This is a genomic window from Bacillus sp. CFBP9009 (assembly GCF_036541465.1).
Lineage (GTDB): Bacteria > Bacillota > Bacilli > Bacillales > DSM-1321 > Peribacillus.
On sequence record NZ_JAZHFU010000002.1, the window covers coordinates 82,259 to 94,730 of the forward strand.

Below are 12,472 nucleotides of genomic sequence, written 5' to 3' on the forward strand. Positions count from 1 at the left end.
CTTTGCGGTGCTTTGAACTAAATTTCCTTGGCGGAATAATTGATAAATATTTCCAAAACAAATATACTTTCTAGTAAAGGAATGACTTTATTAAACGAAGTGAATGTAAACGATTTCAATGATGAACAAATGAATAAAGTTATAGGGGAAAGGTTGGCGTTTTTATGAACAAATTATCTGTTGGTGTTTTTACCTTTATGCTGTATTTTGTTCCTTTATCAAGTACTTCACCTGGAATAGCAGAAGTAAAACCAGATTACAAGCTTTATGTAATGGCCCCATTGGGTGAAATAACAGATTGGGAGGCATTTGAAGCTCAGTTAACCCAGTTGAAGGAAAATGGAGTATATGCAATAACGACAGATATTTGGTGGGGATTAGTCGAGAGTAAAAAAGATAATCAGTTTGATTGGTCCTATTATAAAAAATATGCGGAAACAGTGAAAGCTTCCGGTTTAAAATGGGTGCCCATTTTGTCTACACATCAATGCGGCGGTAATGTGGGGGATGATTGCAACTATCCCATCCCGAGTTGGCTCTGGAATAAAGACACTCTAGATAACATGGCATTCAAGAGTGAAAGTGGTTTCTGGAATAAGGAAGTACTTGCTCCTTGGTGGGAAGGTACAGCCGATCAATATAACGAATTGTATAAATCCTTTGCAAAGAACTTTGCTGATAAGAAGGATTTAATAGCTAAAATATATTTAAGTGCTGGACCAGCTGGGGAACTAAGATATCCCTCCTATCAAAATGCTGATGGCTGGGATTATCCTGAAAGGGGACAGCTCCAAGCTTATACAGAAGGTGCGAAACGTGATTTCAGGCTTACCATGAGAGAAAAATATTCAACGATAAAAAAATTAAATGCTGCCTGGGGCAAAACGTTTAAAAACTGGAATGAGATTCAGCCGCCAGGAAATGGGGATGAATTTTTCACCAGGGGCGGAGCGATCGACACTCAATTTGGATACGACTTTATGCAGTGGTATCAAGGTGCACTCGAAAAGCATCTTGCAAAAATCTCTAAATTTGCCCATAAACATTTTGATGAAGTCTTTGGCGTGCCAATTGGGGCTAAAATCTCAGGAGTCCACTGGAAAATGAATGATCCAGTACTGCCGCATTCAGCAGAGTATAGTGCAGGGTATTATAACTACTCCCAATTACTGAATCAATTTAAGAAATCGAAGATGGCCCTCACGTTCACCTGTTTGGAAATGGGAGATCAAGACGCATATACTGCCCCATACTATAGCGCTCCTAAAACGTTGGTGACCCATATTGCCTCTTTGGCTAATGAAAAAGGAATTTCATTAAACGGGGAAAATGCACTCCCGCTGATCAACAATGAAGCGGGCTTTGACAATATAGCAGAAATGGTTTTTAACCATGATTTTGAGGGATTTACCTTGCTAAGGATGTCCTATTTATTTGACGATGAAGGAAATCCAACAAATGCGTTCAGGATGATGGCTGATAAATTGGAAGGCAAGTCGATTCCAGTTAGATTCACAGTTGAAAATGTACCTGCCACACAGGGAGTTTACTTAATTGGGGATAGAGGGGAAATCGGAAGGTGGAATCCTGAGGATTATGAATATAAACTTACTCAAAGCACAGAAGGCAGCTGGAGTGGAACATTTCGTTTAGCTGCTGATCGATTCTATGAATTCAAGTTCGTCCTGAAAGATGAAAATGGCAATATCACTTGGCAAGATGGGGAAAATAATAGTTATAAAACTCCTTTGAATGGAGAAGGAAATTATAAAACTTCATGGTAAAGATATATAATGCCATGAACCAAAAACAGTATGACTAACTAAGTAAGGCTTTTGGGAAGAATATAAGAGTATTGAAGGCCATCACGAATTAGGTATAAACAATCCAGAAGCCAAGTACACTTTTACATGTACGTACTGACCCTATTGGGGAAATATTATTTTAAGACTTAAGTGAACTGTACTTACATTAAATAAACATATGGACTATTTTTGGAACAAAACAAAAAGAAAGGGAGGAATTGATTCAAATGAAAACAATGATTACATGGACAGGGGAAATGGCCTTTTCTGGCACAACTCCGTCGGGACATGAAATAAAGATGGATGCTGCCGAAGAAGTAGGAGGAAAAAATAGCGGAGCCAGACCCACGGAGTTACTTTTACATTCTCTTGCCGGGTGCACAGGTATTGATATTGTAATGATATTAAAAAAAATGCGATTTGAAACAAAGGCCTTTCAAATAGAAATAGAAGGGGCACGATCGGAAAATCACCCTAAACGGTTTACCGATTTTCATATTCACTATTTATTGGAGGGTGATCTGCCTGAAGATAAAGTGGTCCGTGCGATTCAATTATCCAAAAATACGTACTGTTCAGTATATCACTCATTAAATGCCAACATTAAAATCAGCTATTCGATAAATGGTGTTAAAGGAAAACAAGAATTATAATGTAATGGTTTTAACTGAAAGTTGTTTATACATTTTTCATATAAGAAAAACAGCCTTCATTTCATAAGCAAATGGAGGCTGTTTTCGACTGAAATGAACATCCTTGATTCACGGATAATCATCTATACCAAAACGTGCAAATCTCAGAAAATAATCCCTCTACATGTTGATCCTAGGCGTAAACTAAAAAAAAATCATTCTCCAGTTTATTTTCAAGGTAACATAACTCCATTTTTCGGAAGGGAAGGGTTTATTTAGTCAGCAAGTAATCAAAATGTAATGGTTTGTCATTGGAATGCCCTTGATGTTAGGAGTATATCGATATAAACTTTAGATACTATTGAGGAGTGGTTAAGTTGAAAGAGATAACAATTGACAAATTAATTTTTAAAGATCATTTATCGATGATTGAACAATATTCATTGAAAGATTTCATGTTTAAGTGGCTCGGCAGCCCCGAAGAAGGTTTAGATGATCTTCTTCCGCTTACATACACAAATCAAGTTTTTGCAAAAATGGAAACGACATTAGAGACAAAAATAAAGATCCACGGAGAAGAAATCTTCAGATATGTCACCATTACGGAAGATAATCAAATTGTAATAGGGGGCTTAGACTCGAATCAAGAGTTAAAGTTTAGAATTGTGTCCCTGGAGGAGCGATTGAAAAGCTACTAAAACTTAGTATTAGCATTCTATACTTATCAAACTGAATCATATTTTTTAGATAAATAATTAAGGCCGTTCCTGTTTTTTTAAGGAACGGTCTTTTTAAGGTATTTTTATTTTATTCACCATGTTAAGAGCAGCGTCAATACCATATAAGGTTGTTAACTGTTAAAGGAAGCCTTTACCTTATGCCAGTTCAGCGAGTAATTCTATAAACTCGCGATATTTCTGGATTAATTTAACAAAATAAAACGATTAATTGTTTCTCTTAGTGTATTATAAAGTAATGAAGTCGATTAAATTAATTGGGGGGATTTGAGATGAGCGAGACGTTGGAAAGTTCGATAAAAACGCTTTTGAAAGAAACGTTTGAAGGACCGGGAAATGATGGGAGCTATTATACTGATTCAAGACCGAATACAGGGATTTTTGGGACACTTGATGGTTTAACCGCAGAAGACGCTTCACGTTCCATAAATGGATCAACTATTGCTGCTCACTCAGACCACATACGGTATTATTTATGGGTTATCCGAACAATGATTAGTGGCACAGACTTTGAAAAAGACTGGGACGCAAGCTGGACCATTGCTACTGTTGATGAGGTGAAATGGGCGGAAATAAGGGAGGGATTACATAAGGAATATGTAACTCTTTTCGAAGAAATCGATACAATCGATTTAGGAAAATGGCTGACAAATGTAAATGCGACCATTGCCCACTCGGCTTATCATCTTGGAGCGTTACGTCAAATGTTAAAAAGCCTTGAAATAGACAAATAATTTATCATATCGAGGGTTTGTAATTGTTTTCCTCTTCAGGCACTCGCTTTCCGCGGGCGGTCCGGGAGCCTCCTCGGCGCACTTGCGCCTGCGGGGTCTCCTGGACGCGCTTTTCCCGCAGGAGTCTCGAACAACCGATCCAATCAATATGAAAGCAGAATTTAAAATTTGTCCACCATTAATTCCCCCGTATCACCCCCACCCTCTGGATTTCCTCCTATCAAATGTGTCTCATTTTCTAGTACCACAATATCTGCGTTCGGATCTCGGGGGATTTACATCCTTTCTCGAATGATACCATCATAATCTCTACCCAATTGTCTAGTGAATCAAGGAATAATAAATCTCGGCCCTCGCGAATGATTAAGAGCATCCCCAGATATGGAGGCCGGTAAAAATCTTTCCACTTTGCTTATCAATGAAGATATATAGTTCTTCAATTCCAAGATCACTCTAAGCTGCCGTTCTGGATTTTGATCTTTTGCTAGCCAATTTTCAAAAATAGCAACTAATAATATGGGTTATTTATGTAAATGCGATAGTTTGTGAAGAAATGTACTTTAACTAACGGAGCAGTTTAGGAGAATAAAACAAATACCGTGTGTCAATAATAAAATTGACAGGACACCAATTAGTGTCATATAATAAAAGACACCAAATGGTGTCCAATTAAAGGGTGGGTGATTTTGAACGAGAAAAATCAAGAGCGTGATATTTATGTAGCCATCGCTGACCCAACAAGACGTAAATTGCTACGTTTGTTGGCGGACGTGGAAGAATTGCCACTCAATGAGTTGACCGTACATTTTGAAATGGGCCGTACTGCGGTTTCAAAGCATTTGTCAATCCTTAAAGAGGCTGGTGTCGTAATCAGCAGAAAGGTAGGCAGGGAAACGCGTTATCGGCTGAATGCTGCCCCGTTAAGAGAAATTGAGGATTGGGTATCGTTTTACCGGAGATTCTGGAGTGAAAGAATGCTACTTTTAAACCAAATATTAGAGGAGGAACAAAAAATGAGTTTAACAGTATCACAAGAGTTTAATTTTAAGAGCCCGATCGAGAAGGTATGGCTCGCCTTAACGGATGCAAATACTCTTGCGAAATGGGTAATGGCTAATGATATTAAACCTGTCGTCGGACATAAATTTCAGTTTCGGAATGAACAATGGAATTTAATTATTGATTCCGAAGTTCTTGAGGTGGAGGAGCCTTATAAGTTATCTTACACTTGGGTAGGTGGTGGGATAAACACTACAGTCACATGGACATTAAAGCACGAGGATGGAACAACCTTCTTACATCTTGAACAAACAGGATTCGAAAAAGAAGATCAAGCGTTCAATGGTGCGAAATACGGTTGGGCTAAAATGGGCGAAGATCTTAAAAAATTGTTAGTGGAAATGTAAGACCAAACTTCTGAAGCTGTTTTTTAGTATTTAGCTAACGTATAGGTAAAGCAAACTGCTCGGAAAGAGGAGTGTTTCGTTATGACAAATAGTAGAATGAATCCTAAGGTTGATGAATTTTTAAGTAAAGCTAAAAAGTGGAAGGACGAATATGAGACGTTGAGAAATATCGTTCTTGACTGTGACCTGACCGAAGAATTTAAGTGGATGCATCCTTGTTACACGTTTGAGAAAAAAAACATAGTTTTAATACATGGATTTAAAGAATATTGTGCACTTCTGTTTCACAAAGGTTCCTTGTTACAGGATCCCCATGGGATTCTAATCCAACAAACGGAGAATGTACAGGGGGCGCGCCAGATTCGGTTCACCAATGTTCAAGAAATAGTAGCAACGGAAACCATTCTGAAAGCCTATATTCATGAAGCCATTGAAGTTGAAAAAGCCGGTTTGGAAGTAAATTTTAAAAAGAACGAAGAATTCATAATTCCTGAAGAACTTCAAAATAAATTCGATGAAATCCCTGCCTTGAAAACTGCTTTTGAAGGATTGACCCCGGGACGGCAAAGAGCATACATTCTTCATTTTTCTCAACCCAAACAATCCAAAACTCGAGAGTCAAGAGTTGAAAAATGCATGCAGAAAATTCTCAATGGAAAGGGATTAAAAGATTAGTACATCGACGAGAAAATAAATGTATCAAGTTTAAGATATTACCTCACTTTGCGTACATTCGACCTCCTTTTTGGATCGAAGTAACCACTCAATCAAATCATCTAAAATGGAAAACACCAAAAGTGTACCCTTTGGCTTTTTATGAAAGTACGCTTTTCTTGAATTAAAAGTTGCTTTACTTGAATTTAGGTTTAAGTAATGTACTTCATCAAAACCACCTTATAAAAAATAAAGTGTTATTTCATTATAGGTAGCTTTAATGGAGTAACAAAAAAGCCCGATTCCCCAATTTTAATACAGAGAAATTGGGCTTTTTATTCTGTAATTTCGATTTAGGAAGCCCATTCGGCTTATCATATTGGAGCGTTGCGGCAAATGATAAAAGCCTTGAAACGGAAAAATTATTTAACATATTGATGGTTTGTAAAATGATTGGAACATAGGGAACTTGCTTTCCGCGGGCGGTCCGCTCTCTGCGCTTTGCGACTGTGGGGTCTCCCTTCGACACCCTTTTCCCACAGGATTATCGAACACCCGCTCCAATCAACTGGATCTGCTTTAGGTAAACTGGCACTTCTTCTTAGTTAAAATAAGAAGTCTATTCCTAACCTAAACCCCAGCAAAGGTTGCTGGGGTTATATGTATTTGGTAAGACAGAATTACACACCTTTTTGTAGGAAATTGTTAGATTGTGTCAAGAATTCTTTGCATTTTAAAGGGTTCAAGCCCTGATTGGAGAAGTATATTATCATGGTGTTTTAGCCGAGAAACACTGACTGCAAGGATTTTGACACAGAAGGAGGGCTCTTAATTAAAAAGCAGCTTTTTAAACTAAGTATATTTTGCTTGATAGTCTTTGTTCAAACACTTTGGTCTCCCGCTGTTTTTGCTGAACAAAAGACTTTTATAATTGCTGGAGAAAGTGCTCTTCCTCCATTTTCATTTGAAAATGAAGCTGGTGAGCTGACAGGCATCAATATTGATTTAATGGAGGAAATAGCAAAATATAATGGCGTAGATTTCAAATATATTCCGATGAGGATGGAAGAAGCCGAAAAAGCCTTAAGTAACGGAACAATTGATGCAATTGTTGGAAGTACCTATAATACCGAAAAAGATAACCAACTAGATTTCACTCAATCCTATTTTACAATGTCCCAATCAATAATCATTCCTAGTAAAAGGAAACAGGAAATTCATACGTTAACGGATCTACGTGATTCACATGTTGTCCTTGACCATAACACTCCAGTTATCAGTACTTTTCTCAATATGAGGAATACAAATTTAACGACCGTTTCGAATCAATACTCGGGTATTTTAACATTATTGAACAACCGTGCAGATGTATTCATCGGAAACAAATGGACTGCTGATTTCTATTTGAAAAAGTTCCGCCAAGAAAAGAATTACATCATTCTCGATGAAGTCATTGAACCGGCGGATTATACGATTGCAGTAAAAAAAGGGAATCAATCACTTCTTTTCATGATGGATAATACACTCACAGAACTTAAAGCAAACCGAAATATCAATGGGATAATTGATAAATGGGTCATGCCACAATCCAATCAAAAAATTGCCAGGCTGGAGCAATTCATATTCTGGTTGATTATCAGCTTAACTGCAGTAGCCCTTATCCTTCTAATCATTTACATATGGAATCAAAAGCTAAAAAAATCCGTTCATAACCAGACGTTAAAATTACATTTATTAAATAAGGATTTAGAGAAACAAAGGCAAAACATCGCTAACGCTGAAGCATTCAAAGATCAAATCTTAAACAATATCAATAATGGCATCATTACATTCGATCTCGATTTCATGATTACCAGCTGCAATGCAAAGGCATCGGACATTCTCAACATTTCCAAGGAAATGATTCTGAATCTTATGAATCATTCGCAATTAATGAAGAATTTCGAAGCTTTACATCAAGAACAAAGTGAGAATAATCGTACGGGTTCTTTTCGGATCTTGGTACTTAATGAGGAAAATGAACAGAAGGTGATATCATATTCGATGCATAAGATGTTCAATTCTGAAGATAAACAAACCGGATACTTGCTTTCCATGAGTGATGAGACGGAAAAGAAAACATTGGAGAAAAAATTGGTCACACAAGAAAAGCTGCACGCTCTTGGTCAACTAGTTGCAGGTGTCGCACATGAAATAAGGAATCCTTTGACATCGATAAAAACATTCATTGATTTACTTCCGAGTAAATATGATAATCCTCAATTCCGACAAGTTTTAATGGAACACTTGCCTACTGAAGTTAACCGTTTGAATGCGATTGTTACCGATTTAATTGAATATGCACGTCCGCGTCCACCAAATATTACCAACTGCCACGCTCATGAACTTATATCATTACTTGCTTTTCATAAGGTGACAATGGAAAAAAACCAAATAAATTTCGAGCAGACGATTGAGGAGGACCTTATTTTTTATATAGATTTACAACAAATTCAACAAGTACTTCTTAACTTGGTGTTGAATTCGATTCATGCCGTTGAAGAAACAAAGGAAAAGACCATTAATATCACCATTGATAAAGAGAACGAAAAGACAGGGCGGATTACCATATCCGATACAGGAAAAGGGATGAAACAGGAGGAACTGAACCATATTTTCGAACCTTTTTTCACAAATAAAGAAAAGGGAGTCGGTTTGGGACTTACGTTATCGTATAGGCTAATTAAAGAGAATAACGGAGATATCCATGTGAAAAGTTATCCTAATTCAGGAACGAAATTCACCATTTTACTACCTTTATATATCGAATAGAAGCCTGGAAAGAGGAGGAGTAATATGAAAATGCATGTATTGGTGATTGATGATGAACCTGCTATTTGCACCGCTCTTAGCTTTGCATTGGAAGATTCCTATCAAGTCGTGACAACTACTGACCCCGATGAGGGTCTTCGAAAGATCGAGAATCAGCACTTTGATATTGTGTTACTTGATTTGAGAATAGGGAATAAAAGTGGACTTGATGTCCTACAGAAAATTAAACAAATAGCACCTAACGTGACAGTCATCATGATGACTGCCTATTCATCCATTGAAACTTCCATAGAGGCTATAAAAAAAGGCGCCTACTACTATATTGAAAAGCCAATTAATATAGAAGAGCTTTCTTTGCTCTTGATGAGGGCAGCCGAATTCAAACAGATGTCCAATCAATTGGAGACATTGCATGAAGAATTAGAGATTCAAAAGGGATTTGGTAACTTCCTTGGTAACAGCAAGGCGATGCAGCGTATTTTCTCAATGATAGAAAGAGTGAAAGATATTGATTCCAGTGTTCTTATCACGGGTGAGAGTGGTACTGGAAAGGAGCTTGTAGCCCGAAACATCCATACGCTGGGAAGAAGGAAAAACAATCCCATGCAGATTGTCAATTGTGCAGCAATTCCTGAGATGCTGCTGGAATCTGAATTGTTCGGTTACGAGAAGGGAGCATTTTCCGGTGCAACTCAGAGGAAGGAAGGGAAATTCGTTGCTGCTAATGGAGGCATCCTTTTTCTGGATGAGATTAGTGAAATGCCCCTTCCACTTCAAGCTAAATTATTAAGGGTATTGCAGGAACGGGAAGTGACGCCTCTGGGATCCAATACAAAAATCTCATTGGATGTCCGTATTATAAGTGCAGCCAATAAAAACCTGGAGCAAATGGTGATGGAAGGTGAATTTAGGGAGGATTTGTATTTCAGGCTAAATGTTATTCCCATTTCGATGCCGCCTTTAAGAGATAGAAAAGAAGATTTACCGATCCTTATGGATTATTTTTTAAAAAAGCACGCTAAGGATATGAATCGTGAAGAAAAAACATTCTCGGCAACCGCACGTCGAATTTTACTGGATTATCATTACCCTGGGAATGTCCGTGAGCTTGGTAACATTATAGAATATGCTGTTGCCCTATCAAACTCGAAAAGAATGGAAGAAACCGATTTGCCGCAATATGTACAAGAACAGAAGTTCATTCTCCAGCCGGATGGCAATGACGACGATTTTAACAGTTTCAGGATTCCCATCGGCATTTCCATGAAAGAGATAGAAGAAAAGGTCATAACGGCCACTCTTCAATACTGTAAAAACCATCGGCAAAAAACAGCTCAAATCTTAAAAATTTCTGAAAGAAGCCTTCGTGATAAAATCAAGCTCATTTCAAAAGGAGAATAACAGGATTATCGTGTTAATCGGCAATTTTTTCTGGGTAACCGGAAAAAATTGCCGGTTTATACTTGGATAACATCCAAGCATTCGGCAGGATTTGCGTATTAAAGCAGAAAATCGACTTGGCATGATATTTGCATCTAAATTCATTAAGAAAGGAGGGCCACTATGAAGAGTGGAGCACTCTTTATAAAAGTCGCTTTGTTATTTTGTTTCATGACAGGATGTTCTTTTATGAATGAGCAGCAGGAAATATCTAAACCTGCTTCTACCTTGATTCAGAGTCAACTAACTTCTGAAGGACAGGATTTAAATAATAGGATGCTAATCATTGGAACCGGAGATATGACAGGTGTTTATTTTTCATTAGGACAAAAACTATCAAATATGTATGAAAAATACAATGGAGCTGTGTCAGGAACCCAGGTAACCGATGCTTCCATTGAAAATACTGAATTGGTTAGCCGCAATCGGGCAGAAATTGGTTTTACCACAGTGGATGTACTGGATTTGCCTGAGACGGATAAATCCAAGTTAAGAGCTTTAACGGCCCTATATTCCAATTATGTTCAAATTGTTACTACTAAACAAAATGATTTGGATTCCTTAGAAGATTTAGTTGGTAAACGCATTAGTGTGGGAACGGCAGGAAGCGGTACAAGGCTTATTGCAGAGCGGATACTGTTAGAATCTGATTTACCGACTGATCAATTGAATTTATCCTATCTTTCTTTTTCTCAATCTGCAGAAGCATTACGAAATGGTACCATTGATGCAGCTTTCTTTTCTTCGGGAATTCCGAATAATGAAATCGCTTTCATATCCAAGCAGTTGGAACTATCTTTCATTCCAATACCGGGAGACATCATTGAACGTCTTCAGAAACAATATGGAGTTTATACTCATGATGAAATTCCCAGAGATACATACAGGGGAATGACAAAAAATGTCCAAACTATTTCAATTAAAAATGTCTTGGTAACCTACAAGGAAATGTCTGACCCTCATGCATACAATCTTGTGAAAACATTATATGAACATCTGCCTGAACTGCAGCGTACACATCCGGCTGCTTCTGATATTTCAATAGAGGAAGCAACCAAACAAGTTCCAATCGATTTTCATCCAGGAGCCATGAATTATATTACCGAACAAGGAATTATTGAAAATCAATGAAAAACGGGAGGCAATGACTATGAAAAAACTGATGAGTCTATTATCGATAATAGTATTGATCGCTCTTGCGGGTTGTGGTAATCCCACTCCGCAAAAACCGGGGGAATCCGTACAAACGAGTGCAGGGGAAAAAGGAGAGAAGAAAATAACGATAGCCGGTAATGGCGGTGTCATTGAAAGTGCCATCCGAGATGTGATTGCACCAAAGTTCAAAGAAGAAACGGGAATCACTGTTAATTATATTTCCGGTTTATCAGGTGAAATCCTATCCAAAGTGGAATTACAGAAAAACGCTCCACAAATAGATGTTGCCCTTTTTGTACCGGTTGATGTAATTCGCGCTAAGGAGAAGGAACTGATCGTACCAATTGATGAATCCAATGTTCCCAATATGAAATCGGTGGATCCACGTTTCATTCCGGTTGAAAAGGCGGCCGCTCCAGCATTCGGTTTAGTCATTGCACCAGCTTATAATACGGAAACCTTTAAAAAGAAAGGGTTAAAATCAATTGAATCCTGGAATGATCTTGTCTCTCCTGAGTACGAGGGTAAAACGGCATTTTCAGATATTACGAATGATTGGGGCTTCAATACCCTTAATGGTCTGGCGATTTCAAACGGCGGCAGTACAGAAAACATGGAGCCAGGTCTAGAAAAGGCAAAAGATCTTGCAGCGTATTCCAATACATTTTATAAAAACTCAACGCAAATGATGCCAGCGATCCAACAAGGAGCTGCTGACGTAACGGTCATGGGAAGTTATTCCATAGGTGAACTAGCTGTTTCAGGTATTCCGATTAAGATGGCCGTACCTAAAGAAGGCGTGCCGCTTCAAGCTTTCAGCGCAGGTCTAGTGAAAAATACGCCTAATAGTAAAGAAGCCCTTGAATTCATCAACTATGTAATCAGTGAAGAAGCTCAAGCATTAATTTCCGAAAAAGGATTTTATCCGACAGTAGAAGGCATGAAAATCCCAGAGAAATATGAAGAGTCAATCGGCCTTAAAGCAAGTGATAAAACATTCAAACCTGATTTCGCCAAGTTTGCCGAGATCCGTGCCGAGGTGTCAGACAGATGGGCGAAAGAGATTACTCCTGAATTAGGGAAAAAACTCAAATAAAA

General features: G+C 38.0%; 11 protein-coding genes and 1 pseudogene. 11 read left to right on the plus strand and 1 reads right to left on the minus strand.

All coding sequences use genetic code 11. From position 1 onward, the window contains the following. Positions 1–164: 164 nt before the first annotated feature. The 7 genes and pseudogenes from V3595_RS05520 to V3595_RS05550 all read left to right on the plus strand — a co-directional run bounded on the left by V3595_RS05520 (position 165) and on the right by V3595_RS05550 (position 5,989). Positions 165–1,784, plus strand: a complete 1,620-nt coding sequence (locus V3595_RS05520; protein ID WP_485905850.1) for a family 14 glycosylhydrolase — start codon at positions 165–167, stop codon at positions 1,782–1,784. 248 nt (positions 1,785–2,032) lie between these two features. Continuing rightward, positions 2,033–2,458: an OsmC family protein gene (locus V3595_RS05525; RefSeq protein ID WP_485905851.1), complete on the plus strand. Its 426-nt coding sequence runs from the start codon at positions 2,033–2,035 to the stop codon at positions 2,456–2,458. 356 nt (positions 2,459–2,814) lie between these two features. Further along, positions 2,815–3,135, plus strand: a complete 321-nt coding sequence (locus tag V3595_RS05530; RefSeq protein WP_485905853.1) for a hypothetical protein — start codon at positions 2,815–2,817, stop codon at positions 3,133–3,135. A 311-nt stretch (positions 3,136–3,446) separates the two neighbouring features. Next, the gene (locus tag V3595_RS05535) at positions 3,447–3,908 is read left to right on the plus strand and encodes a hypothetical protein (protein ID WP_485905855.1); all 462 of its coding nucleotides are present in this window, start codon (positions 3,447–3,449) and stop codon (positions 3,906–3,908) included. Between the two features lie 680 nt (positions 3,909–4,588). After that, a pseudogene (locus V3595_RS05540) lies at positions 4,589–4,828 on the plus strand (ArsR/SmtB family transcription factor); the annotation flags it as partial. A gap of 93 nt (positions 4,829–4,921) precedes the next feature. Further along, complete coding sequence (locus V3595_RS05545) at positions 4,922–5,314, plus strand: SRPBCC family protein (RefSeq protein WP_485906749.1); 393 nt, start codon at positions 4,922–4,924, stop codon at positions 5,312–5,314. Between the two features lie 81 nt (positions 5,315–5,395). Next, the gene (locus V3595_RS05550) at positions 5,396–5,989 is read left to right on the plus strand and encodes a YdeI/OmpD-associated family protein (RefSeq protein ID WP_485905857.1); all 594 of its coding nucleotides are present in this window, start codon (positions 5,396–5,398) and stop codon (positions 5,987–5,989) included. 256 nt (positions 5,990–6,245) lie between these two features. On the opposite strand, the gene V3595_RS05555 is transcribed toward V3595_RS05550, so the two are convergent. Next, positions 6,246–6,497 carry a hypothetical protein gene (locus V3595_RS05555; RefSeq protein ID WP_485905859.1) on the minus strand — a complete coding sequence of 84 codons (252 nt, stop codon included), beginning with the start codon at positions 6,495–6,497 and terminating at the stop codon, positions 6,246–6,248. A 338-nt stretch (positions 6,498–6,835) separates the two neighbouring features. Here V3595_RS05555 and V3595_RS05560 point away from each other — a divergent pair, with 338 nt between their 5' ends. From V3595_RS05560 to V3595_RS05575, 4 genes are all read left to right on the plus strand, one after another. Then, positions 6,836–8,779 (plus strand): transporter substrate-binding domain-containing protein, encoded by a 1,944-nt coding sequence (locus tag V3595_RS05560; protein WP_485905861.1) that lies wholly within the window; start codon positions 6,836–6,838, stop codon positions 8,777–8,779. A gap of 24 nt (positions 8,780–8,803) precedes the next feature. Next, positions 8,804–10,180 (plus strand): sigma-54-dependent transcriptional regulator, encoded by a 1,377-nt coding sequence (locus V3595_RS05565; protein WP_485905863.1) that lies wholly within the window; start codon positions 8,804–8,806, stop codon positions 10,178–10,180. A gap of 162 nt (positions 10,181–10,342) precedes the next feature. Then, complete coding sequence (locus V3595_RS05570) at positions 10,343–11,350, plus strand: TAXI family TRAP transporter solute-binding subunit (RefSeq protein WP_485905865.1); 1,008 nt, start codon at positions 10,343–10,345, stop codon at positions 11,348–11,350. A 19-nt stretch (positions 11,351–11,369) separates the two neighbouring features. Then, positions 11,370–12,470: an ABC transporter substrate-binding protein gene (locus V3595_RS05575; protein ID WP_485905867.1), complete on the plus strand. Its 1,101-nt coding sequence runs from the start codon at positions 11,370–11,372 to the stop codon at positions 12,468–12,470. The last annotated feature ends 2 nt before the right edge of the window (positions 12,471–12,472 follow it).

Coding starts and splice junctions, on each gene's coding strand:
- V3595_RS05525 (WP_485905851.1), top strand. CDS start 2,033: ATGAAAACAATGATTACATGGACAGGGGAAATGGCCTTTTCTGGCACA.
- V3595_RS05575 (WP_485905867.1), top strand. CDS start 11,370: ATGAAAAAACTGATGAGTCTATTATCGATAATAGTATTGATCGCTCTT.
- V3595_RS05520 (WP_485905850.1), top strand. CDS start 165: ATGAACAAATTATCTGTTGGTGTTTTTACCTTTATGCTGTATTTTGTT.
- V3595_RS05535 (WP_485905855.1), top strand. CDS start 3,447: ATGAGCGAGACGTTGGAAAGTTCGATAAAAACGCTTTTGAAAGAAACG.
- V3595_RS05565 (WP_485905863.1), top strand. CDS start 8,804: ATGAAAATGCATGTATTGGTGATTGATGATGAACCTGCTATTTGCACC.
- V3595_RS05550 (WP_485905857.1), top strand. CDS start 5,396: ATGACAAATAGTAGAATGAATCCTAAGGTTGATGAATTTTTAAGTAAA.
- V3595_RS05545 (WP_485906749.1), top strand. CDS start 4,922: ATGAGTTTAACAGTATCACAAGAGTTTAATTTTAAGAGCCCGATCGAG.
- V3595_RS05570 (WP_485905865.1), top strand. CDS start 10,343: ATGAAGAGTGGAGCACTCTTTATAAAAGTCGCTTTGTTATTTTGTTTC.